The 23239-nt window shown below is 61.2% G+C and carries 18 protein-coding genes; 13 read left to right on the top strand and 5 right to left on the bottom strand.

The window, feature by feature from the left end; translation table 11 throughout:
- Positions 1–261: 261 nt before the first annotated feature.
- Positions 262–3165, top strand: coding sequence for an isoleucine--tRNA ligase (gene ileS / locus BLU28_RS01695; RefSeq protein ID WP_077986851.1), 2904 nt, complete (start codon positions 262–264; stop codon positions 3163–3165).
- A 142-nt stretch (positions 3166–3307) separates the two neighbouring features.
- Positions 3308–3949, top strand: coding sequence for a hypothetical protein (locus tag BLU28_RS01690; RefSeq protein WP_004440212.1), 642 nt, complete (start codon positions 3308–3310; stop codon positions 3947–3949).
- Positions 3950–3999: 50 nt separating this feature from the next.
- Here the strand turns inward: BLU28_RS01690 and BLU28_RS01685 are convergent, their stop codons facing one another.
- Positions 4000–4458 carry a nucleoside deaminase gene (locus BLU28_RS01685; protein WP_004440213.1) on the bottom strand — a complete coding sequence of 153 codons (459 nt, stop codon included), beginning with the start codon at positions 4456–4458 and terminating at the stop codon, positions 4000–4002.
- A gap of 71 nt (positions 4459–4529) precedes the next feature.
- On the opposite strand from BLU28_RS01685, the gene BLU28_RS01680 reads away from it, so the two are divergent.
- The 3 genes from BLU28_RS01680 to BLU28_RS01670 all read left to right on the top strand — a co-directional run bounded on the left by BLU28_RS01680 (position 4530) and on the right by BLU28_RS01670 (position 8026).
- Entirely contained in the window at positions 4530–6473 is a 1944-nt protein-coding gene (locus tag BLU28_RS01680) for a pseudouridine synthase (protein ID WP_077986681.1), read from the top strand.
- Positions 6454–7011, top strand: a complete 558-nt coding sequence (rsmD, locus tag BLU28_RS01675; protein WP_077986682.1) for a 16S rRNA (guanine(966)-N(2))-methyltransferase RsmD — start codon at positions 6454–6456, stop codon at positions 7009–7011. The genes BLU28_RS01680 and rsmD overlap by 20 nt, the downstream gene beginning before the upstream one ends.
- Positions 7012–7099: 88 nt before the next feature.
- Positions 7100–8026: a patatin-like phospholipase family protein gene (locus tag BLU28_RS01670; RefSeq protein ID WP_006699507.1), complete on the top strand. Its 927-nt coding sequence runs from the start codon at positions 7100–7102 to the stop codon at positions 8024–8026.
- Positions 8027–8231: 205 nt separating this feature from the next.
- Here BLU28_RS01670 and BLU28_RS01665 read toward each other — a convergent pair whose 3' ends face one another.
- On the bottom strand, positions 8232–10061 hold the full coding sequence (locus BLU28_RS01665; RefSeq protein ID WP_077986684.1) for a monovalent cation:proton antiporter-2 (CPA2) family protein: 1830 nt from the start codon (positions 10059–10061) through the stop codon (positions 8232–8234).
- A 116-nt stretch (positions 10062–10177) separates the two neighbouring features.
- On the opposite strand from BLU28_RS01665, the gene BLU28_RS01660 reads away from it, so the two are divergent.
- From BLU28_RS01660 to lpxK, 6 genes are all read left to right on the top strand, one after another.
- The gene (locus tag BLU28_RS01660) at positions 10178–11524 is read left to right on the top strand and encodes a TldD/PmbA family protein (protein WP_006699509.1); all 1347 of its coding nucleotides are present in this window, start codon (positions 10178–10180) and stop codon (positions 11522–11524) included.
- Between the two features lie 91 nt (positions 11525–11615).
- A complete protein-coding gene (locus tag BLU28_RS01655) occupies positions 11616–12422 on the top strand; it encodes a 3'(2'),5'-bisphosphate nucleotidase CysQ (protein ID WP_077986685.1) in 807 nt (268 codons plus the stop codon).
- 60 nt (positions 12423–12482) lie between these two features.
- Positions 12483–12722: a DUF4170 domain-containing protein gene (locus BLU28_RS01650; RefSeq protein ID WP_004440223.1), complete on the top strand. Its 240-nt coding sequence runs from the start codon at positions 12483–12485 to the stop codon at positions 12720–12722.
- 215 nt (positions 12723–12937) lie between these two features.
- Positions 12938–14260, top strand: coding sequence for a lipid IV(A) 3-deoxy-D-manno-octulosonic acid transferase (waaA, locus tag BLU28_RS01645; protein ID WP_035211801.1), 1323 nt, complete (start codon positions 12938–12940; stop codon positions 14258–14260).
- Positions 14254–14991, top strand: a complete 738-nt coding sequence (locus BLU28_RS01640; RefSeq protein WP_004440228.1) for an HAD family hydrolase — start codon at positions 14254–14256, stop codon at positions 14989–14991. Before waaA ends, BLU28_RS01640 begins: the two co-directional genes overlap by 7 nt.
- Before the next feature lie 258 nt (positions 14992–15249).
- Positions 15250–16296 carry a tetraacyldisaccharide 4'-kinase gene (gene lpxK / locus BLU28_RS01635; RefSeq protein WP_035211803.1) on the top strand — a complete coding sequence of 349 codons (1047 nt, stop codon included), beginning with the start codon at positions 15250–15252 and terminating at the stop codon, positions 16294–16296.
- Positions 16297–16402: 106 nt separating this feature from the next.
- Here lpxK and BLU28_RS01630 read toward each other — a convergent pair whose 3' ends face one another.
- Both BLU28_RS01630 and mutL read right to left on the bottom strand, forming a co-directional pair.
- Positions 16403–16624, bottom strand: a complete 222-nt coding sequence (locus BLU28_RS01630) for a DUF2093 domain-containing protein (protein WP_004440232.1) — start codon at positions 16622–16624, stop codon at positions 16403–16405.
- 150 nt (positions 16625–16774) lie between these two features.
- Positions 16775–18607, bottom strand: coding sequence for a DNA mismatch repair endonuclease MutL (gene mutL, locus BLU28_RS01625; RefSeq protein ID WP_035211815.1), 1833 nt, complete (start codon positions 18605–18607; stop codon positions 16775–16777).
- Positions 18608–19013: 406 nt separating this feature from the next.
- Here mutL and BLU28_RS01620 point away from each other — a divergent pair, with 406 nt between their 5' ends.
- Positions 19014–20633, top strand: a complete 1620-nt coding sequence (locus BLU28_RS01620; RefSeq protein WP_051634519.1) for a response regulator — start codon at positions 19014–19016, stop codon at positions 20631–20633.
- 183 nt (positions 20634–20816) lie between these two features.
- Positions 20817–22169, top strand: a complete 1353-nt coding sequence (locus BLU28_RS01615) for a putative bifunctional diguanylate cyclase/phosphodiesterase (protein ID WP_004440238.1) — start codon at positions 20817–20819, stop codon at positions 22167–22169.
- A gap of 182 nt (positions 22170–22351) precedes the next feature.
- On the opposite strand, the gene BLU28_RS01610 is transcribed toward BLU28_RS01615, so the two are convergent.
- Positions 22352–23239 (bottom strand): SMP-30/gluconolactonase/LRE family protein, encoded by an 888-nt coding sequence (locus BLU28_RS01610; protein ID WP_077986687.1) that lies wholly within the window; start codon positions 23237–23239, stop codon positions 22352–22354.

Raw genomic sequence — 23239 nt, 5'->3', positions numbered from 1 at the left:
CTTATTCGCCCGCCCCTTGCCGTCGCTTTTCTCTTCCTTTTTACCGGAAAACCGCATAAACAACCGGCCATGTCCCAATACCGGTTGAAATTTGCAGTTCAGATTGGCCGAATTATTGGCCCGGCCTTCCGCCCGCTCTGAGAGAGCCGGAAGGTCCGGGATTTTGGCGCTTCTGTGACAGACGGACGTGGCGCTTTCCGAATTTGCCCTCTTTGCAATTGATATGGCGCGGCCCGCACGGCGCGCAACAACGGTATGATCATGAGCGACACCGCAGAAAAACTGGACTACTCCACCACCCTCTATCTTCCGCAGACGGATTTTCCGATGCGCGCCGGCCTGCCGCAGAAAGAACCGGAAACGGTGAAGCGCTGGCAGGAAATGGGTCTCTACAAGAAGCTGCGCGCCTCGGCCGCCGGCCGCGAGAAATTCGTGCTGCATGACGGCCCGCCCTATGCCAACGGCAACATCCATATCGGCCATGCGCTGAACAAGATCCTGAAGGACGTCATCACCCGCTCGTTCCAGATGCGCGGTTACGACGCCAATTACGTGCCCGGCTGGGATTGCCATGGCCTGCCGATCGAATGGAAGATCGAGGAAGCCTACCGCGCCAAGGGCAAGAACAAGGACGAGGTTCCGGTCAACGAATTCCGCAAGGAGTGCCGTGAGTTTGCGGCCGGCTGGATCAAGGTCCAGTCGGAGGAGTTCAAGCGCCTCGGCATCGAGGGTGACTTCGAAAACCCCTACACGACGATGAATTTCCACGCGGAAGCCCGCATCGCCGGCGAACTTTTGAAGATCGCCAAGAGCGGCCAGCTCTACCGCGGTTCCAAGCCGATCATGTGGTCGGTCGTGGAGCGCACGGCGCTGGCGGAAGCGGAAGTCGAATATCATGACGTCGAGAGTGACACGATCTGGGTGAAGTTCCCGGTCGTTGAAGGCTCTGCGGAGCTTGACGGCGCTTCCATCGTCATCTGGACGACCACGCCGTGGACGATCCCCGGCAACCGCGCCATCTCGTTTTCGTCACGCATCGCCTATGGCCTTTATGAGGTCACGGCGGCGGCCAATGATTTCGGGCCGCAGCCGGGCGAAAAGCTCGTCTTCGCAGACAAGCTGGCAGCCGAATGCTTTGCCAAGGCGAAGCTCGAATTCACACGCCTGCGCGATGTGAAGGCGGAGGAGCTCGCCGGTGTCACCTGCGCCCACCCGCTGGCATCGCTGGGTTACACCTTCCCTGTTCCGGTTCTCGATGGCGATCACGTCACAGACGATGCGGGTACCGGCTTCGTGCACACAGCCCCCGGCCATGGCCGCGAGGACTTTGACGCGTGGATGGCGCAGGCGCGCGATCTGGAAGCGCGCGGTATCTCCTCCAAGATCCCGTTCACGGTCGGCGATGACGGTTTCTACACCGAAGACGCCCCCGGTTTCGGCCCGTCGGCCGAAGGCGGTGCCGCCCGTGTCATGGACGATAACGGCAAGAAGGGTGACGCCAATGACCGAGTCATCAAGGCGCTGATCGCGGAAAACAACCTGTTTGCCCGCGGCCGTCTGAAGCACAGCTATCCGCATAGCTGGCGCTCCAAGAAGCCTGTCATCTTCCGCAACACGCCGCAATGGTTCGTCTATATGGACAAGGAACTGGGTGACGGCACGACGCTGCGCTCCCGTTCGCTTTCCGCCATCGACCAGACCCGCTTCGTGCCGGCTTCCGGCCAGAACCGCCTGCGCGCCATGATCGAAGGCCGCCCGGACTGGGTTCTGTCGCGCCAGCGCAGCTGGGGCGTGCCGATCGCCGTCTTCGCCGACGAGAAAGGTGAAGTTCTGGTCGACGAGGCCGTCAACGCCCGCATCCTCGAGGCTTTCGAGGCCGAAGGCGCGGATGCCTGGTTCGCCGAAGGCGCCAAGGAACGCTTCCTCGGCAATGACCACGACCATGCCAAGTGGCAGCAGGTCATGGACATCCTCGACGTCTGGTTCGACAGCGGCTGCACTCACACCTTCACGCTGGAAGACCGCCCGGACTTGAAGTGGCCGGCGGATGTCTATCTCGAAGGCTCCGACCAGCATCGCGGCTGGTTCCATTCGTCGCTGCTCGAAAGCTGCGCGACGCGCGGCCGTGCGCCTTACAATGCCGTTGTGACCCACGGTTTCACCATGGACGAGCAGGGGCGCAAACAGTCGAAGTCGCTCGGCAACGTGGTTGCTCCGCAGGAAGTCATGAGCCAGTCGGGTGCCGATATCCTGCGCCTGTGGGTGATGACCACGGATTACTGGGAAGACCAGCGCCTCGGCAAGGCCATCATCCAGACCAATGTCGATGCCTATCGCAAGCTGCGCAACACCATCCGCTGGATGCTCGGTACGCTCGCCCATTACAAGGGTGAGGAGATCGCCTATGACGATCTGCCGGAGCTGGAAAAGCTGGTGCTGCATCGCCTGTCCGAACTGGATGGCGTTGTTCGCGAAGGTTATGACGGCTTCGAGTTCAAGAAGATCACCCGTGCGCTGATCGACTTTGCCAATGTCGAGCTTTCGGCCTTCTATTTCGACGTCCGCAAGGACACGCTGTATTGCGACGCGCCGTCGTCACTGAAGCGTCGCGCGGCCCTGTCGGTCATCGCCAAGCTGTTCGATTGCCTGGTGACGTGGCTTGCCCCCATGCTGCCCTTCACCACGGAAGAAGCGTGGCTGTCGCGCTACCCGGATGCGGAGTCTGTGCATCTCGCCCAGTTCCCGGAAATCCCGGAAAACTGGAAGAATGATGCGCTGGAAGCGAAGTGGGAAAAAATCCGCAAGGTCCGCACCGTCGTGACGGGCGCGCTTGAAGTCGAGCGCCGTGAAAAGCGCATCGGTTCTTCGCTGGAAGCGGCTCCGGTCGTCCACATCGCCGACGCCGATCTTCTGGCCGCGCTGAAGGATCAGGACTTCGCCGAAATCTGCATCACCTCGGCCATCACGGTTGTGGGTGACGAAGGCCCTGCCGACGGTTTCCGCCTGCCGGAAGTTCCGAAGGTCGTGGTCGAGCAGAAGCTCGCGGAAGGTGAAAAATGCGCGCGTTCGTGGCGCATCACCACCGATGTCGGGTCCGATCCGGATTATCCCGATGTCTCGGCGCGCGATGCGGCCGCCCTGCGCGAGCTTGCGGCCCTGGCATAATGAAAATGGCCGGATGAATTGCGCTTTGCCTCTTCATCCGGTACACCTGCCTGAAAATGGCCGGATTTACAGGGCAATGCGGGCTGCCGCCTGCCGAAAGACGATGTCTGGCGAAGTGGGACGGACGGCTGGAAGGGTTTCAATGAAGACGATGCAGGGTAATGCGCAGGGTTTGGGCATGTTTCGCACGGTGGTTGGCGTCACGACGATAGGCGTGCTGCTCGGCGCGTGCACGAGCCCGACCTACGGTACGGGCAAGACGGCAGCCGAACAGCTTGTCGACGATCTCGGCAACGCAACCTCGATCACCGGCGACCAGACCAAGCGCAACCTGAAATATGGTCCTCGCCCGGGCCTCGTCGTTCCCGCCCAGGCCCGTGCCGAGCAGCTGGCTCAGCCGCAGCAGAACATGGCGAGCCGCGAAAACAACCCGCAATGGGTCGAATCGCCGGAAGAAACCCGCGAACGCCTGCGCGATGAGGCGGATGCCAACAAGAACAACCCGCATTATCGTTCGCCGCTGCTCGCCGGCAACGGCACCGCCGGTCAGATGACCGAAAGCCAGAAGTGGGAAGCCTTCCGCAAGGCCAAGGCCGAAGCCCAGGGCGGCTCTGTGGTCAACGCCCAGCGCAAGTTCCTCACCGATCCGCCGGCCGAATATCGCAGCGTTCCGCAGGATCAGCTGACCGATCTCGGCGAGCCGGAGCAGAAAAAGGAAAAGCGCCGCAAGAAAGAAGCGGCAATGGCCGGCACCGGCAAGAGCTGGTGGAACCCCTTCCAGTAATCGCGAATGGTTGATGGCTGGCGGGAAGGCTTACGCCTCCCGCGAGTCGCTCAGTCGTCGAGACGTTTCCCGCGGAAAAATTGCCGCAGGATGTCAGCACTTTCACTTTCCGCCAGTCCCGAATAAACATCCGGCGCATGATGGCATGTCGGCTGGCTGAAGAACCGCACGCCACTCTCCACTGCACCGCCCTTCGGGTCTTGCGCGCCATAATAGAGCCGACGGATACGGGCAAATGAAATTGCCGCCGCGCACATGGTGCAAGGCTCCAGTGTCACATAGAGATCGGCACCGGGCAGGCGTTCCTGTCCCAGCGCCTCGCAGGCCATACGGATCACGGCGATTTCAGCATGCGCCGTCACATCGTTCAATTCACGGGTGCGGTTGCCGGAACGGGCAATGACGCGACCGTCCAGTACCAGTACGGCGCCGATCGGAACCTCCTGCCGCTCGCCGGCGGCACGGGCTTCCCAAAGCGCCAGCTCCATGAAATGCGTCCTTTCGGCCATTGCGTTTCAATTTCCTCTTAACCCTTGTGCTTGGACCTGATAGGACAGCCCAAACAACAGGCAAACAGCAAATGACTTTTAAAGACAAGCCGAAGCGTGACGGCGGCAAGACATTTAGCCGAGACAGGAAGCCGAAAGGCCCCGGCAAACCTGCAGCCGAGCGCGAAAAGAAACCTGCCGAGGCAAAGGCCGCCCCGGTGCCGGAAACCGTTGGCGCCTCGAAGCCCGAGCGCATTTCCAAGATCATGGCGCGCGCCGGCGTGGCTTCGCGCCGCGATGTCGAGCGCATGATCATGGAGGGCCGCGTGTCGCTGAACGGCGTCAAGCTGGATACGCCTGTCGTCAACGCCACGCTGTCGGACAAGATCGAAGTGGATGGCATGCCGATTCGCGGCGCCGAGCGCACGCGGCTGTGGCTTTATCACAAGCCCGCCGGTCTGGTGACCACCAATTCCGACCCGGAAGGCCGCCCGACCGTTTTCGACAATCTGCCGAGCGACCTGCCGCGCGTCCTCTCCATCGGCCGCCTCGATATCAATACCGAAGGCTTGCTGCTGCTTACCAATGATGGCGGTCTTTCCCGCGTTCTGGAATTGCCGACCACCGGCTGGCTGCGCCGTTACCGCGTGCGCGCCCATGGTGAGGTGGATCAGGCGGCGCTCGACAAGCTGAAGGAAGGCATCGCCGTCGATGGCGTGCTCTACGGCGCGATCGACGCCACGCTTGACCGTACCCAGGGCCACAACGTCTGGATCAGCATGGGCCTGCGCGAAGGCAAGAACCGCGAGATCAAGAACGTGCTCGGCGCGCTCGGCCTCGAGGTCAACCGTCTGATCCGCGTTTCCTACGGTCCGTTCCAGCTCGGCGATCTGCCCGAAGGCAAGGTGCTGGAAGTGCGTGGCCGGATGCTGCGCGACCAGCTCGGCCCGCGCTTGATCGAACAGGCGGGCGCCAATTTCGATGCGCCGATCTACAATGCCCCCGTTGAGGACGAGGAAGACAACGCGCCGAAGCGGCCCGCGAAGGCCGAATGGGCAAAGAGCGATGCGCCGGAAGGCAAGCCGCGCTTCGAAAAAGGCGGCAAGTCCGAGGACCGCCGTGAAAAGGCGCTTGGCCGCCTCGACACCAAGCGGGGCGACAAGCCCGCCGGCAAGTTCGGCTCCAAGCCTGCCGGAAAATTCGGCGCCAAGGGCCGCACCGAGGACGAGGGTGACGACCGACGCCCCCGCCAGCCTGCCGGCACAAGCCGCACGGCCAATGTCTGGATGGCGCCTGGTGCGAAGCCGACCCGTGACGGCAAGGAACGCAAGTTTTCGGCCCGTGCTGAGGCGGAAAGCCTGTTCAAGAAGCCTTCTGCGCAGGACGAAGCCCGCCGCAGCCTCGTGCGCCATGCCGATGAAGACGGTGAGTGGATTCGTTCCGAACCCACCCGCGACGATGACCGCGGGCAGGGCCGTGGCGATCGCTCCGCACGTGGCGAGAAGAATTTTGGCGATCGTGGCGGACGCGGCGGCAAGTCGTTCGGCGATCGGCCGTTCCGCGACCGTCCCCGTGAAGATGGCGACCGCCCGCGTGGTGCCAAGCCGTTTGGTGACCGTCCGGCCCGGGGCGACAAACCCTTTGGCGACCGGCCCTTCCGTGACCGCCCGCGCGAAGACGGTGACCGTCCGCGCAGCGACCGCCCACGTGGCGAAAAGAGTTTCGGCGATCGCACCGCCCGGGGGGAAAGACCCGCTGGTGACCGTCCGTTCCGCGACAGATCCCGTGACGACGGTGATCGCGCCCGTGGCGAGCGGCCAGCGGGTGACAAGCCCCGCGGCGGCAAGCCGGGCGGCAAACCCGGCTTTGGCAAGCCGTCCTTCGGAAAATCGGGCGAGCGTGGCGAACGTTCGGGGTTTTCCGGAAAAGGCGCTGGCGGCAAGGGCCCCGGCGGTAATAAGCCGGGCGGCAAGGGCCCGGGTGGCAAACCTTCTGGAGGCAGGGGAATGACACGTAATGCGGATCGTAGGCGGTGAGTTCCGCGGCCGGACCTTGGCCGCGCCGAAAACAAATTCCATTCGTCCGACCATCGACAGGACGCGGGAAAGCCTCTTCAACATTCTAAGCCATGCCTATCCGGAAAGTCTGGATGGCACGCGCGTTCTGGACGTTTTCGCCGGAACCGGTGCGGTCGGGCTGGAGGCGCTTTCGCGCGGCTGTCGTGTGGCGCTTTTCGTCGAAAACGGCGTCGAGGGCAGGGGGCTGCTTTGGGAAAATATCGATGCGCTGGGTCTGCATGGCCGCGCCCGCATCTTGCGGCGTGATGCCACCAAGCTCGGCGGCGTCAACAATATCGAACCGTTCGATCTTCTTTTCGCCGATCCGCCTTATGGCTATGGCCATGGCGAAAAGGCTTTCGCGGCTGCCCATAGTGGCGGTTGGCTCAACGCCGGCGCGCTTGCCATTCTGGAAGAGCGTGGCGATGTGACGGTCAATGTCGATCCGGCGTTCAAGCCGCTTGAAAGCCGCATCTTCGGCGACACGAAGATGCATTTCTACCGCTACGAGCCCTGACGGGGAGTGCCCCGTCACGCCACGGTCTTGTCGTGTTTGCCGGATAGGCAGACCCCTTCACCGTGGTAACCAGTTTTGGGTGTTTCGCATGGATCAGGCTGGGAACGAAAGCGTCACGATCGTCCGCGCCGGAGAAGAAGTTCTCGAAGGCGATGGTGCCGGCAATCATGAGCCGACATTCGGACTGGCGCTCGGCGGCGGCGGCGCACGCGGCATCTGCCATATCAACGTTATCGAGGCTTTCGACGAACTCGGCATCCGGCCCGTGGCAATTTCCGGTTCGTCCATCGGCTCCATCATCGGCGCGGGCATGGCGGCCGGCATGTCTGGCCGCGAAATCCGCGAATACACGCTAGAACTCATGGGGCGCAAAGGCTCAGTCGCCAACCGGCTCTGGAGCCTCGGCCCGGCATCGATGCGCCATGCGGTGGACGGTTTTCGTCTCGGCCAGTTCAATCTCGAACTCATTCTCCACGCCTTGATGCCACAGGCGTTGCCGAAGGATTTTTCCGAACTCGCCATTCCGCTGAAAGTGATAACCACGGATTATTACGCCCAGACCGAAGTGGTGGTCGAGAGCGGCGAGATCATCCAGGCGCTGGCGGCTTCAGCCGCCATTCCGGCGCTGTTCATGCCTGTTCGTATCGATGGCCGCATCATGATCGATGGCGGTATCTTCAATCCGGTTCCCTATGAGCATTTGCTGGATCACGCCGATATCGTTATCGGCGTCGATGTCGTCGGTGGCCCGGAAGGGGATGGAACCACCATGCCCAGCCGATTGGAAAGCCTGTTCGGCGCCAGCCAGCTGATGATGCAGGCGGCGATTGCCCTGAAGCTCAGACTGCGCCCGCCACACATTTTCCTGCGCCCTCCGGTTCACCGCTTCGGCGTGCTGGACTTCCTGAAGTCGGAAGAGGTGCTGAACGCGTCGTCCAGCATCAAGGATGATCTTAAACGGCAGATTGAAATGCAGGTGGAGCTGTTTCATCGCGGGCAGGGCGTGGAGGCTTAAGCAGCAATCCCTGAGTATTCGCTAGGAACGAGCGGGTACCACTGGTTTCTTCTCCCCGCCGGCGAGAAGGTGGCCCGAAGGGTCGGATGAGGGGGAACGTTGCCGGATTTCGGAGAACTTGCCCCTTCATCCCGCTGCCGCGGACTTCTCCCCGGCGGGGAGAAGAGACAAGTGGCGCTATCCCAGCCACTACGAAGAACGCATTTCACAACGACACCTCCGTCTCGCTGTCCTCCATATTCTCTTCTTCCTCCCGCTTTTCCGCCTTGTTCTTCGGCTTCATCAGCGGTTCCGGCTTCACCTCGCGTACCGGCTTGTTGTGCAGCATCTGCCGGCCGGCGGCGAGGCCTTCCACGGCTTGCAACTGCAGTCGCTCCTCATCGCGTTCGCGAATGTCGTCGGCAATCGCCAGAGCCCTGTCGCCATCCATATCGAGCCCCTCGAGAATGCGCCTGCCAAACAGCAGGCCGGATTCCAGCGTTTCGCGGAGCTCATATTCCACGCCCTTCTTTCTAAGGTCGATCGAATGAATGCGGTCATAGGAGCGGGCATAGATGCGAACGCTTGGAAATTCCGACTGGATCATGTCGATGATACGGTCGGTGACTTCCTTCTTGTGGGTGCAGACAGCCACCAGATCGGCCCGTTCGATGCCGGCGGCGATCAGCACGTCCTTGCGGGTGCCATCACCGAAAAAGATACGGAAACCGAAACGGGCGGCCTGACGCACGCGATCGGCGGAACTGTCGATCACGGTCACGTCGCGCCCGCCGGCGAGAAGGATCTGCGAGGCGATCTGACCGAAACGGGAAAAGCCGATCATCAGCACATCCGCGCCGGCTCCGTCGAAATCCTCTTCCAGCTTGTCTTCTTCCGCATCCTCCGCCGTCAGCCGGCGTGAAATCACCGCAAGAAGCGGCGTCAGCGCCATGGAGAGCGTAACGACGGCAACGAGGATCGAGGCCGTTGCCTGCGGAAACAGCCCCGAGCCGGCAGCCGTGGTGAAGAGCACGAAACCAAATTCGCCGCCCTGCGGCAGAAGCAGCGCGATGCGGCTCGATGCATAACGCGACGAGCCTGCGATGCGGCAGAGGCCATAGATCAGCGCCGCCTTCACCGCCATCATGACAGGCACGGCGATCAGGATAAGCACGATGTTCTCATAAACGATATAAACGTGCAGCGACATGCCGACGGCCATGAAGAACAATGCCAGGAACAACCCGCGAAACGGCTCTATATCGGCTTCCAGCTCGTGCCGATAGGAGGATTCCGACAGCATCAACCCCGCCAGCAACGCGCCCATGCCCATCGACAGGCCGACCGCCTCCATGATCGCGGCGGCGCCGATGACGACGAAGAGGGCGGCGGCGATCATCACCTCCCGCGCGCCGGTGCGGGCGATGATCTGGAACATTGGGGTGAGAAGATACCGCCCGGCAAGGATCATTCCGGCCACCGCGACGACGGAGGCGATGAGATCGGACACCATGGAGTCCGTCGGCACATCGGGCCGGTTGGAAAGAATGGTGACAAGGGCAAGAAGCGGCACGATGGCGAGATCCTGAAACAGCAGGATCGAGAAGGACCGGTTGCCGTGCCTTGTATTCATGTCGCCGTCATCGGCAAGGATCTGCAGTGCAAAGGCGGTGGAGGAAAGCGCGAGGCCGAAACCTGCGACGAGGCTGCCGCGCCAGTCGATCAGCCCCGCCCACCATACAATCGCCGCAAGCACACTGCCCGTCACCAGTACTTGCGCAAGCCCCAGCCCTAAAATATCGCGCCGCATCTGCCAGATGCGCGACGGCTTGAGTTCCAGCCCGATGATGAAGAGCAGGAAAACGACGCCGAGTTCCGAGACGTTGAAGATGTCCTTCGCATCGGTAACCAGATGCAGGAACGGCCCGATGACGATGCCGGCCACCAGATAACCGAGCACGGTGCCAAGTCCGAGTTTGCGGAAAACGGAAGCCGCAATGACCGCGCCGGCCAGAAGCAGCAAGGGTTCGGAAAAGAGAGCGTCGTGCTCGGTCATGCGGGCGAACTTTCGAATAGGGTGGCGATGGCGCCCTCTAGACGGAGAAAGCGACGTTTCGCCCTTGATGCGGGGTTGCTGGCACAATAAATGGAACAGGAATGAAAGGCCAACTCATGTCCTCAGAAATAGATTCTTCCAAACTTCTCGAGCGCGCCAGCCAGCTTGTCGATCTTGCCCGGGCCGCCGGCGCGGATGAGGCGGATGCTGTTGTCGTGCGTTCGCGCTCACAGTCGGTCGGCGTGCGGCTCGGCAAGGTGGAAAGCACCGAATCCTCCGAAAGCGACGATTTTTCCCTGCGTGTCTTCGTTGGCCGCCGGGTGGCAAGCGTTTCGGCCAATCCCGGCTTCGATCTGAAGACCTTGGCGGAAAGGGCAGTGGCCATGGCGAAGGTTTCGCCGGAAGACCCATTTGCCTGCCTTGCGGACAAGGAACGGCTGGCAACTTCCTATGATGATCTCGAGCTTTTCGATGCAACTGACGTGTCTGCGGATCAATTGCGCGAGGCTGCCCTTGCTTCGGAAGAGGCGGCGCTGGCGGTCAAGGGCGTCAGCAATTCCTCCGGCGCCGGTGCATCGAGCGGGATGGGCGGCCTCGTTCTCGTCACGTCGCATGGCTTTGCCGGCAGCTATATGGGCAGCCGTTTCAGCCGTTCCGTCAGTGTCATCGCCGGCGAAGGCACGAAGATGGAGCGCGACTACGATTTCGACAGCCGCCTTTATTATGCAGATCTCGATGCCGCCGAAGAGATCGGCCGTCGCGCCGGGGAAAAAGTCGTGCGCCGCGTCGGTCCGCGCCAGGTCGATACCGGCAGCAACATCACTGTCGTGTTTGATCCCCGTATCGCCCGCGGTTTCGTCGGTGCGATTGCAGGCGCTATCAACGGCGCTTCCGTTGCCCGCAAGACCAGCTTCCTGCGCGACAAGATGGGCCAGCAGGTGCTGAAAAAAGGCCTGTACCTCACCGACGATCCTCAGATCGTGCGTGGCCCTTCCTCCCGTCCTTTCGATGGCGAAGGTGTTCGCGGCGAAAAGATGACGATGATTGAGGATGGCGTTTTGAAGCACTGGTTCCTCTCCACCTCCGCGGCACGGGAACTCGGCCTGGAAACCAACGGCCGCGGCGTGCGTGGCGGCACTTCGGTCTCGCCGGCCTCCACCAACCTTGCTCTGGAGCCCGGCGATCTTTCGCCGGAGGACCTGCTGGGGCAGGTCGGGTCGGGCTTTTACGTCACCGAGCTCATCGGCCACGGTGCCAACATGATCACTGGTGAATACAGTTGCGGCGCGAGCGGTTTCTGGATCGAGAACGGCGAAAAGACCTTTCCGGTTTCCGAGGTCACGATTGCCTCGAACCTGAAGGACATGTTCATGCGGATCACGCCGGCCAACGATATTGATCGCAAATACGGCATCGCGGCCCCGACGCTCGCCATCGAAGGCATGACGATCGCAGGCAAGTGAGGCGACCTGCGGGGTTTTCGCTGGCGCTTCATATGCAAGTGCGAACAGAAAAACGGGCGCGCCATCTGAGGCGCGCGGAAAAGACGGCAAGATGAACGACATGGATGAGGCCCGCTGGGCCTCCGATCTGAGGCTGGTCCTCGAAGCCGCCCGCAAGGCGGGCGAGACAGCCCTCGGTTTTTTCCGCAAGGATCCCGAGGTCTGGTGGAAGAATGGCGGGCTTTCGCCGGTAAGCGCGGCCGATTACGCCGCCAATGAAATCCTCGAAACCATTCTGCGCTCCGCCCGGCCGGATTATGGCTGGCTTTCCGAAGAGACGGATGACGACGCGGACAGGCTTTCCCGTTCCACCGTCTTTGTGGTCGATCCCATCGACGGCACCCGCGCCTTCATTGGCGGCAGGGATACTTGGTGCATCAGCGTTGCCGTGGTGCATGAAGGGCGGCCGGTGGTGGGCGTGCTCGTCGCACCGGCGCTGTCGGAGGAATTTACCGCGATAGAGGGCGGCGTGGCGTTAAAAAACGGAAGCCCCATCTCCGCAAGCGGCGGCAATACCGGCACCTTCCATCTCGCCGCCGCGGCAGAGTCGATCACGCATCTGCCGGAAACGATGCGCAACAATGTCGAGCGTGTCCCGCATGTGCCGTCGCTGGCCTACCGGCTGGCGATGGTGGCGGATGGTCGTATCGACGGTACGCTGGTCATGCCCAACTCACACGAGTGGGACCTGGCCGCGGCCGATCTCATTCTCGAACGCTCCGGCGGCCGGCTTGCCGATCTGGATGGCAAACCTCTGATGTATAATCGCCGCCGGGTGAACCACCCCGCATTGTGCGCCGCAGCAAATTATGCGCTGCCTGCACTTTTGAAAGCGTTTTCACATCCGTCTGGCAGTTGACGTTTGGCGGGAAATCCCGCAGATGAAGGCCTCTCTCAGAGTTCAAGAAAGAGATAAGACATGACGGAAACTGGCAAACCGAAACAGCTGCTGCACCTCGTCTTCGGCGGCGAACTGGAAAACCTTCAGGATGTTCAGTTCCGGGATTTGAGCGCGCTCGACATCGTCGGCATCTATCCAGATTACGCCTCCGCGCTCACGGCTTGGAAGTCGAAGGCACAGATGACTGTCGATAACGCCCATATGCGTTATTTTATCGTGCATATGCACCGTCTTCTCAATCCTGACGACAAAATTTGAGTCCCTTTGCCCTTGCGTTGTAATACTATTGGATGAAAGCGCGCTTTCCCGTGATTCCTGCGCGAGCGGCGCAGCCCGGGAATGCCGTTACGAGAAAATGTGATCGCGCTTTCGTTTCCGATGACAAAAAATGACGCAATTTGAGAAGAAGTAGGCGGCGATAACAACCAGAACAGGGGCAGGGCATTGCGCGGAATGATCAAGGGCAGACTGTCATGAGCAGCCGTATCGCACGTTTCGCTCTTTCCGGTTACCGCATTGCCGGTATCGCCGCTTACCCGTTTGCCAAGCCCTATCTTTCCTATCGGGCCGCCAAGGGCAAGGAAGACAAACGCCGCCGGCTCGAACGTTTCGGTTATGCGAGTGCCGAGCGCCCGCGCGGGCCGCTCGTCTGGTTCCACGCCGCAAGTGTCGGCGAAACGCTGGCGCTCATTCCGCTCATCCGCGAAATCCGCAAACGCGACATCTTCGTGCTTCTGACCACGGGTACGGTCACCTCGGCCGAACTGACCCGCACCCGGCTCGGCGATGACGTGATCCACCAATATGTGCCGCTCGACATCAAGATCGCGGTCAACCGTTTCCTGACCTACTGGGCACCCGATGCCGCCATCACGGCCGAGTCCGAAATCTGGCCGGTGACGATGATGGAACTGGAGCGCCGGCACATTCCGCAGATCCGGGTCAATGCACGCCTTTCCGACCGTTCCTTCGATCGCTGGAAAGCTCGCCACGACATTGCTGAATCGCTGTTTTCCAAGCTGGCGCTGGTGGTTGCCCAATCCGATCTCGATGCCGAACGTTTCCGCGATCTCGGCTCCTGGCCGGTGGTGATATCGGGTAACCTCAAGGGTGACACCGACCCGCCGCCCTGTGACGAGGCGCTGCTGGAGAGCTACCGCAAGCAGGTCGGCAATCGCAAGACATGGGCGGCGATCTCAACCTTCGACGGTGAGGAGAAGGCCGCGGCCACCGTGCATGCGGCGATCAAGTCGCGCAACGGTCAATTGACCATCATCGTGCCGCGCCATCCCGAGCGTGGCGACGATGTGGAAACCATGCTGAAGGGCATGGGACTGACGGTGGCGCGCCGTAGCCGAAACGACGTGATCACGCCGGAAACCGATATTTTCCTCGGTGATTCCATCGGCGAAATGGGCCTTTACCTGCGGCTGACCGAACTTGCCTTCGTCGGCCGTTCCTTGACCGCCGAAGGTGGGCAGAACCCGCTGGAGCCGGCCATGCTCGGCTGTGCCGTATTGTCTGGCGCGCATGTGCAGAATTTCCGCGAGGCCTACCAGAAGCTCATCCGCGCCGGTGGTGGTCGTATCATCCGCGATGTCGAGATGCTGGCCAAGGCGGTGCATTATCTGCTGGTCAACGATAACGAGCGTTACAAGATGATCGATGCGGGCAATCGGGTCATTCAGGATATGCGCGGCGCGCTTTCCTCCACGGTGAAGGCGCTGGAGCCCTATATCAACCCGCTCACCGTTTCCGCCAAGCTGCAGCCGCGGAGCGCCATCGGATCATGGTAGCGGATATAGAACTCAACGCCGCGCAGTCAATCGCCGCAGTGCTTTTCGACAAGGACGGCACGCTGCTGGGCTATGACGCAAGCTGGGGACCGGTGAACCGCGAACTCGCGTCGATTGCGGCCAAGGGAGATCCCGTCCTCGCCGACAGGCTTCTCTCAGCCTGCGGCATGGATCCCGTTACCGGTCATGTCGTGCCCGACAGTCTTCTGGCCGCCGGCAACACGGCGGAGATCGCCGCCGGTCTCGTCGCCGCCGGCTCGCCCTGCGATGTTGTCGAACTCACGCAACGTCTCGACCGGCTTTTTACCGAGGCCGCGGATAAATCCGTGCCGGTGACCGATCTCAAGGGTTTTTTCGCGAGGCTGAAGGCTCGCGGCTACAAGCTCGGTATCGCCTCCAGCGACAACGAAAACTCCATCCGCCAGACGGCCATCCGCTTCGGTTTCGAAAACGATATCGATTTCGTTGCGGGATATGACAGCGGTTACGGCACCAAGCCGCAGCCCGGCATGGTCCTCGGCTTCTGTCAGGCGATCGGTATCTCTCCCGACCGCGTGGCCGTCGTCGGCGATAATAACCACGATCTGCATATGGCGAAAAACGCCGGCGCGGGTCTCAGGGTCGCCGTTCTCACCGGCACCGGCTCTCGCGAAAGCCTGGGTGCGGATGCCCATTATTGTTTCGATGACATCACCGGGCTCGAAGCGCTTCTGCCGGAACGGGCTGTTTGAGCGGTGCCGCACGGTTTGCATTGTCGCGGCACTCTCCACGTCCCGTCATGCCGGCCTTGAGCCGGTATGACGGAGAAAATGGATATCGCGGCGCGCAGATTGAAGTTCCATGTTAAATCACGGCCAGTCCGTATCAGCACCGGTGCGTAAAGCCGTCTATTCGGATTTTGCAATTTACGGTTTTTTCTGGCAAACAACCTCCCAGACGTGAAATGGCGAACGCAATGCCGTGGGCGACCCGGCCGGGAGCGGGAATAGATGGTTTCTGAAGCGCCGCCCTTCTGGTGGCAGAAAGCGGGCTGGCAGGCGTGGCTCCTGTCTCCTTTCTCGCTTCTTTACGGCAAGGTCGCCGGCCGGCGCATGCGGACGGGAAAAAGGGCAAGTGTCACCGTTCCGGTCATCTGCATCGGCAACTTTACCGTGGGTGGCGCGGGCAAGACGCCGACGGCAATGGCAATTGCAAGGGCCGCCGTTGCGAAAGGCTTGAAACCCGGATTTCTCAGCCGCGGTTATGGCGGCACACTGGATGTCACCACCCTTGTCGATCCCGCACATCATCGCTCTGCCGATGTCGGAGACGAGCCGTTGCTTCTGGCGCGCGAAGCGGTGACGGTGATTTCGCGCCGCCGCGTTGAGGGTGCGCATCGCCTGATCAAAGAGGGCGTTGATCTCATCATCATGGATGACGGGTTTCAGAGCGCGCGTCTGACGCTGGATTATGCGCTTGTCGTCATCGATACAATGCGCGGCATCGGCAACGGCCATCTGGTGCCGGGCGGTCCGGTAAGAGCCCCGCTCGCCGAACAGATGCGGCATATGACCGGGCTCCTGAAGGTCGGTAATGGTCACGCGGCCGATGCCCTTGTGCGGCGAGCCGCAAAGGCTGCCAAACCCGTTTTCGTTGCGGCGATCACGCCGCAGGAGCCGCAGGATTTCAGGGGAAGGCGTGTGCTGGCCTATGCGGGCATAGCCGACCCGGCCAAATTTTATCGAACCGTCGAAGCGCTCGGCGGCGATATCGTGATGCAGCGCTCTTTCCCGGATCATCACCACTTCAGCGATGACGAGATTGCCGATCTTCTGCAGGACGCAGGCAAGGCGGATCTGCAACTTGTCACCACGGCCAAGGATGCCGTGCGGCTTAACGGGCACCACGGCCGGGCAGAGGAATTGCTCTGGAACAGCCTGGTGATCGAGGTCGACATGGTGTTCGACGATCCCAATGCGGCTGGAACGATTATCGATACGGCCGTGGCGAACTGCCGCGCCCGTTTGCTTCGGGATAATTCGCGGACGTCGCGTTAAGGTACCGAAAAAGACAAACCGTCGTGCGCCGGTTTCTCCTCACTGACGTGACGAGCATAGGGACGAGGGAGGCAAACACGCGACACTCGACGCGTCTCTTCCCTCCTTATGCCGGCAAAGTACCAGCCTTCTTTTCGGCTTCCAGAGAAGCCGCGGCATCCACATAGGCCTCCTGCCGCGCCACGCTCCAGTAGCGCAGCTCATCGAGCGGAATGCTCTTGCCTGTCATGGCGCAGATGACATGCGAGCCGGTCTGGACGATGCGGAAGTCACCGTCGAGATATTCGATGACGGCGAGGCGATTGCCGCCTCCTTCAAATCTGTTCATCCGTTTTCGTCTCCTGCTCTGTCCTGTCGGGGCACCCAGTCCGAAACGGCGTAGCGTTTTCCTGAACAATCCGGATGCTCCAGTATCCTGAATTTATATAGGCCGGCGTGGCGCAAGGCCAGCCCCGACGCCCGTGCATGTAAGAAGGCGTCAGCTGCGGCCGAAGAGCCGTTCTATATCGGAAAGCTTCAGTTCGATATAGGTCGGACGGCCATGATTACACTGGCCCGAACCCGGTGTATTTTCCATCTGCCGCAGAAGCGCATTCATCTCCTCCGGCCGCATGCGCCGGCCGGAACGCACCGAGCCGTGGCAGGCCATTGTGGCGGCGACATATTCCAGCTTGTTGGCAAGCGTCGAGGCGGCGTCCCATTCGGCGATCTCGTCGGCAAGCTGGCGCACCATTCCCTGCACGTTGACCTCACCCAGCATGGCCGGGGTTTCGCGAACGGCGACGGCACCCGGCCCGAAACGCTCGATGACGAGCCCCAGCGCATCGAAACCGGTGGCGTGATCCATCAGCCGGTCGCAATCTTCTTCCGGCAGATCAATGATTTCGGGGATGAGCAGCACCTGCGAAGCCGGCCGTTTGGAATGCAGTGCATTCCGCATCTGCTCGAAAACCAGCCGCTCATGCGCCGCATGCTGGTCGACGATGACAAGGCCGTTTTCTGTCTGCGCGATGATGTAGTTCTCGTGCAGCTGCGCCCGCGCGGCCCCGAGCGGGTAGAGCGTGGGCTCGGGCGAGGAGCTCGCGCCGGCTTCATAAGTTTCCCGAGACTCGGCCCGCGCCGTTGGGGTGGTGATGTCCGAGAAATGTGATTGTACCGCCTCCGAAAACTGCGTTGCGCCTGAAACGGCGAGCGGCCGTGACGGCGAGGTCGCGGCGGACCATGGCGCGGGAGCGGTCGTGAAAGGCGATGGCCTGAGGCCAGAAGGGCTATAGCCGGGGCGGAAGGCGTTCATCATCTGGCTGGCGCCCGTCGTTGCCGCCCTGTCGCCGTCACGCGTCAGCGCCTGGCGGATCGCGCCGACGATCAGCCCGCGAATGAGCCCGGGGTCGCGAAAACGAACGTCGGATTTCGCCGGGTGTACGTTTACATCCACAAAGGCGGGATCGAGCGTGATGGAAAGCACCGCGACAGGATATCGCCCATGCGGCACGGTTTCGGCATAAGCACCGCGAATGGCGGATAAAAGCAGTTTGTCCTGCACCGGACGGCCGTTGACGAAGACATATTGATGCGCCGAATTGCCACGGTTGAAGGTGGGCACGCCGGCAAAGCCCGTCAGCGTCACATCCTCACGCCCGGCATCGATTTCAATGGCGTTGTCCTTGAAGTCCGCACCGAGAATCTGCGCCATGCGGGCCAGATGATCGTCACCCGTCGACGGAATTTCGAGCGTCGACCGATCCGTGCCTGACAGCACGAAGCGGATATGCGGAAAGGCGATCGCCATGCGTTTGACGACTTCGGTGATTGCGGCCGCTTCGGCGCGTTCCGTCTTCAGGAATTTCAGCCGTGCCGGTGTGGCGAAGAACAGGTCGCGCACCTCGACGATGGTGCCGGCATTCGAGGCGGCCGGCCTCACATCGGAAACCTTGCCGCCGGTGACGGAAATCACCGAACCCTGCTCCGCGCCCTGCTGGCGGCTGGTGATCGTCAGCTTGGCCACGGAGCCGATGGAGGGCAGTGCCTCGCCGCGGAAGCCGAGCGTGCGTATATCGTCAAGTGTATCGGAAATCTTCGAGGTGCAGTGCCGCCTGACCGCAAGCTCGAGATCGGCCGGAGACATGCCACAGCCATTGTCGGTAATCCGCACCAGCCCCTTGCCGCCGCCCGCCGTGGCGATCTCGATGCGCGTCGCCCCGGCGTCGATGGCATTTTCCACCAGTTCCTTCGTGGCGCTGGAGGGTCTTTCGATGACCTCGCCGGCGGCGATCTGGTTGATAAGGGTTTCTGAGAGCTGCTTGATGGCCATGATCGCCATTTTCGCGGATTCGCGCCGGCTTCGAAAGCAAAAAACTGAGACCGCGGAAATTTGCACATGTTTTGCGGGTTGCATGGCATCGGACCATTTCCGCCAATGCAGTTTAAGCGTTAATCCGCCCTTAATTGCCCTTGTTTATGGTGGGGCAGCTTGAAATGACCGCAGAAACGGGGCCACCTCTGCCGGGTGGTGTGTGACGTCGACTATGGGTGAGCGTCATCTTCTCCTCAAGACTGCTTCAAGCGGCAAACCCTGATGTCTGTTTTCCGGAATTTTCGTTTCATCCCGGCATCTGCCCTGGACGATTCCAATAGAAACAAAAGCCTGACCCATTAAAACAGGCGGGAGTTTGCAGTTGAGTGATTTGGCGTCCTCCGGCGCGGGCGTTCATACGGTGATGCTTGATGCCCTTTGCGACGCGCTTGGCGCGGCGATCGTCGTTTACGACCGTAACGATCACATTATTTTCGCAAGCCGGAAGCTCCTCAGTTTTTTCCCGCTGGAAGAGGCCGTCATCGGCCCCGGCGCGCGCCTGCGCGATTATCTGGGCGCCCTGTACGATTGTTACCATATCGAGACGGAAAATCCTGCCGCCAATGCCCGCCAGCTCGGTCGGGAAGAGTGGATCGGCGAACGGCTGGCTCTGCACTGGAAGGAACGGTCTGAAAAAACCGAACGGCTGAAGGGGGAGAGGTTCCTGCGCTTTGTCATGAACCGCCTGCCATCCGGTCTCGGCATTAGTGTCCTCGCGGATATTTCTGAACAGAAGAAGCGCGAAGAACAATGGCGTATCGATCTCGAGCGCGTACAGCTCCTCGAGGATATTCTCGACAATCTGCCGTTTCCCGTCTTCGTCAAGGACCGGAACCTGGCCTATGCCGCCGTGAATAAATCCGCCTGCACCCTGGTCGAAACCAGCCCCGAGAGCCTGCTCGGACGCACGGTCTTCGATCTCCATTCACGCAAGGTTGCGGGGCGGATCGATGCGGCCGACCGGACGGTACTGGAGAGCGGCACGCCAAGCGTCATTCCGGAAAGGGTGAGACGCCTGAACGGCGAAGAGATACTGACGATCACGCGCAAACAGCGCGTAGGACGGCCAGGCCGTTATTTCCTGGTGACGACGATGGAGGATGTGACTGCGCTCGCCACGCTCGATGCGAACGGCATGCCCGTCATCCCTTCTTTGGAGCATGTGGCATTTGTGTCCTCAACCTATGGAAAGGATGAGGAGAAGGAAGGCCGTAACGGCTTGCTGAAAAGCAAGGCGGTGCTGGTCGTCTCCGAAAACAGTCGCTTTGCAGAGGCCGCCGGCCGCCAGCTCACGGCAGGTGGCATGGACCATGCAGCGGTGACGAGCGAGGAAGAGCAGCGCGCCTTTATCGATGTCGCCGCCTCCGCCGGGGTTGCCATCGATGTTGTTGTCATCGACGCCCAGATGAGCATCGCATGCCTCGATATTGCCGCGGCACACCATCTGCCCGTCGTCAGCATCGAGGAGGACGAGATTGACGCGTCGTTGTTGCATCATGTGGCTGTAGGGCTCCATTCGGTGCCGAAGGAGAAATCGGTAGAGGAGGACTGGGAGATCATGACGCAGGACCTGCCCAAAATCCTCAGCAACGGCGGCGTGTGCGACGTTCTTCTCGTCGAGGACAACCGGGTCAACCAGATCGTTTTTTCGCAGATACTTGAGGGTCTCGGGCTTTCCTGGCGGCTCGCCACGTCGGGCGAGGAAGCGCTGCGTCTCTTCGTGGAACAGGCTCCGTCGGTCGTACTGCTTGACACGACGCTTGCCGATATCGACGGCTTCGAGGTCGCCCGCCGCATGCGCGATCTTTCGGGTGAAAAGCGCATTCCTGTTGTCGGCGTCATTACCCACGCATTCGAAGGCGACCTCGACAAATGCCTCGCATCCGGGATGGAGGACATGCTGCTGAAACCTGTCAGCCCCGATATGGTGGAGGCTGTTTTTGTGCGGCTTTTTGGCAAGGACGTGCTGCAGCTGCAGGCGTGATAGCCCCCTCCATCGAACCGCGTGGCGTAAACATACAATTAATTGCCGCCGCCTCGGCCGTTTTGCGCTGGCAGCGGGTCTCAACGAGGGCGGTCTGCGTTTTTCGGTTCGTCGCTCTATGGCTTTTTTAATACTTGCCCTGCATTGTGATCGCGGTCGATAGAGGATTCAAGAGATGCAGGAATGAAACGGGCAGAGCCGCAAACGTTGCAGGTTAGCCAGAACGAGCTTCAGGCGATGGCCTACAGCGATCCGCTGACAGGGCTCGGCAACCGCTACCGTTTGCGGGACAAGATCCGCATGCTCGCCAGCGAACGCTCCAGCGATCCAGCACCCTTCACGGTCGGCATTGCCAATATAGACGGCTTCAAACCCATCAATGACCTTTTCGGCGTGCAGGCGGGCGATGAAATCCTCTGCCAGGTTGCTCACCGCCTCAAAGCCTGCATTCCCGATGGCGCCATCGTGACGCGCCATGACGGCGACGAATTCGCTTTCGTATTGCCGCTGGTGTTCGAACGCACCGGTGCCGAGCGTGTCGGCAACATGATCAAGGACGTGCTCTCCGCTCCCTATGATCTTGGTGATCGTAACGTCCGGCTTTCCTCCTCGTTCGGCTTTGCCATCTATCCCTTCGCCGGCGATGATTTTGAGGATCTGCTGAAAAGCGCCGAGACTGCGCTCTACCGCTCCAAGCGGCGCGGCCGCGGCCAGATCACCGTCTATTCGCGTGAGATTGCGCAGGAGATGAAGCGCGCCACGCAGCTTGAGCAGGCGCTCAGAAACGCGATCATCACCGATGCGATCGACGTGCATTTCCAGCCCATCGTCCGGCTGGAGGAGGCGAAGGTCATCGGTTTCGAGGCGCTCGCGCGCTGGAACGATCCGGATCTCGGCTTCGTATCGCCTGCGGTTTTTGTGCCGCTGGCCGAAGAACGCGGTTTCATCGATGCGCTTTCGGAGGCCCTGCTCAGAAAAGCCGCGGAAGCGGCGCTTTTCTGGCCGCGTGAGCTCTTTCTGTCCTTCAACCTGTCGTCAGCGCAACTGATGGACCCCAGCACGGCCGACAATATTCTGTCCATACTTTCGCGTGTCGGCCTCGACCCGCACCGGCTGGAGCTTGAAATCACCGAAACGGCGGTCATGACCTCCGCCGATACCGCCCAGCGGATCATCAGCGAGTTGCAGAGCGCGGGCGTTCGTATTTCTCTCGACGATTTCGGCACCGGCCAATCGAGCCTCGGCCGCCTGCGGGATTTCACATTCGACAAGGTGAAGATCGACCGCGCTTTCGTCTCGCGCATCAGCAGCGACCGCCCTTCCGAACATATCATCAAGGCCATCGTCGCCATGTGCGAAGGGCTTGATCTTGAAGTCGTGGCCGAAGGGATAGAGGAGCGGGCGGAAGAGGAAAAACTGCGCGCGCTCGGCTGCGCCATGGGACAAGGCTACTTCTACGGCCGCCCCGCCGACGCCGCGGCGACCCAGCGGTATCTACATGAGAATTACCGCGAGATATTGTCGGATATTTCCTGAGAAACGGAATGACCTTGGACGAGGTGGTGGGGACGCCCCCAACACCCCTCATTCCTGTCTTTGTCACGGGAACCCGGCCGACGCGCGTCTGCGCGGCGAAGAGAGTCCCTTCAGCCCAAGGACTTGGGCTGGCTAGATTCCTGTGACAAGCACAGGAATGAGAAGGCGGTGCGTGCCGCGTCTCAGAGCCTGTAAAGCGGCTCAAACCGGCCCTTGACCTCAACCCCCAGTTCGAACGTCAACCCGTGCTGCGGATTGGCGGCTAGGGCGTCCTCGTCAAGATTTTCACGCGCCGACGTCACGAGAAGGCGCGATGCGTCCGGGCCGACGAAGGCCGGGCAGGTCGTCTGTCCCGCGGGCACCGCATATCGGGCAATATGGTTGCCGTCGGTATCATAACGATCAACCGCGCCTTCGCCCCAACGAGCGTTCCAGATATGCCCTTCGGCATCGCAGACCGAGCCGTCGATACCGCCATCGACTCCTGTCGAATCGATGAAGACTTCAGCCTTGCCGGAGGGGAGGCCGGTCTCGGGATCGAGCGGCACGCGCATCAGCTTGTTCACCTTGGTATCGACGTAATATCCGGTCGCGCCATCGGGCGAAAAGCAGATCGAATTCGGAATGCTGATATCGGCAAACAGCTTCGTCACCGTGCCTTTGTAAACATGATAGATGCTGCCTGCGCCGGTTTCCGCCTTGCGGCCCATGGTGCCGATCCAAAGCGCGCCGCAAGGGTGCATGCGCCCGTCATTGGACCGGTTGCCGGGCAGGTCCTTTTCCAGCTCCGCATGCAGAGTCAGCACACCAGTCTTCGTATCACGCAGGAAAAGCCCGTCATCGGAGGCGATCAACTGTTGGCTGTCGCTGACTTTTGCCAGAGCGCTGCCCATGAAGGGCAGGGCATGGACCGTCTTGAGGCCGGAGGCGAGGTGCAGTTCATGCAATTCCCGCTCGAGAATGTTGAACCACCAGGCCGTGCCGGTCGCAGGGTCGAAGGTCGGGCCTTCGCCGAGCAGCATCGGCGTCTCGTCAAGAACACGTCCGGTAAAGGGAAAAACAGTCGCCAA

Source organism: Agrobacterium pusense, from assembly GCF_900102105.1.
Classification (GTDB): Bacteria; Pseudomonadota; Alphaproteobacteria; order Rhizobiales; family Rhizobiaceae; genus Agrobacterium; species Agrobacterium pusense.
The sequence above is the reverse complement of the archived record's forward strand: the minus strand, read 5'-3'. Positions and strand labels throughout refer to the sequence as shown.

Coding starts and splice junctions, on each gene's coding strand:
- ileS (WP_077986851.1), top strand. CDS start 262: ATGAGCGACACCGCAGAAAAACTGGACTACTCCACCACCCTCTATCTT.
- BLU28_RS01690 (WP_004440212.1), top strand. CDS start 3,308: ATGAAGACGATGCAGGGTAATGCGCAGGGTTTGGGCATGTTTCGCACG.
- BLU28_RS01685 (WP_004440213.1), bottom strand. CDS start 4,458: ATGGCCGAAAGGACGCATTTCATGGAGCTGGCGCTTTGGGAAGCCCGT.
- BLU28_RS01680 (WP_077986681.1), top strand. CDS start 4,530: ATGACTTTTAAAGACAAGCCGAAGCGTGACGGCGGCAAGACATTTAGC.
- rsmD (WP_077986682.1), top strand. CDS start 6,454: ATGCGGATCGTAGGCGGTGAGTTCCGCGGCCGGACCTTGGCCGCGCCG.
- BLU28_RS01670 (WP_006699507.1), top strand. CDS start 7,100: ATGGATCAGGCTGGGAACGAAAGCGTCACGATCGTCCGCGCCGGAGAA.
- BLU28_RS01665 (WP_077986684.1), bottom strand. CDS start 10,061: ATGACCGAGCACGACGCTCTCTTTTCCGAACCCTTGCTGCTTCTGGCC.
- BLU28_RS01660 (WP_006699509.1), top strand. CDS start 10,178: ATGTCCTCAGAAATAGATTCTTCCAAACTTCTCGAGCGCGCCAGCCAG.
- BLU28_RS01655 (WP_077986685.1), top strand. CDS start 11,616: ATGAACGACATGGATGAGGCCCGCTGGGCCTCCGATCTGAGGCTGGTC.
- BLU28_RS01650 (WP_004440223.1), top strand. CDS start 12,483: ATGACGGAAACTGGCAAACCGAAACAGCTGCTGCACCTCGTCTTCGGC.
- waaA (WP_035211801.1), top strand. CDS start 12,938: ATGAGCAGCCGTATCGCACGTTTCGCTCTTTCCGGTTACCGCATTGCC.
- BLU28_RS01640 (WP_004440228.1), top strand. CDS start 14,254: ATGGTAGCGGATATAGAACTCAACGCCGCGCAGTCAATCGCCGCAGTG.
- lpxK (WP_035211803.1), top strand. CDS start 15,250: ATGGTTTCTGAAGCGCCGCCCTTCTGGTGGCAGAAAGCGGGCTGGCAG.
- BLU28_RS01630 (WP_004440232.1), bottom strand. CDS start 16,624: ATGAACAGATTTGAAGGAGGCGGCAATCGCCTCGCCGTCATCGAATAT.
- mutL (WP_035211815.1), bottom strand. CDS start 18,607: ATGGCCATCAAGCAGCTCTCAGAAACCCTTATCAACCAGATCGCCGCC.
- BLU28_RS01620 (WP_051634519.1), top strand. CDS start 19,014: ATGCTTGATGCCCTTTGCGACGCGCTTGGCGCGGCGATCGTCGTTTAC.
- BLU28_RS01615 (WP_004440238.1), top strand. CDS start 20,817: ATGAAACGGGCAGAGCCGCAAACGTTGCAGGTTAGCCAGAACGAGCTT.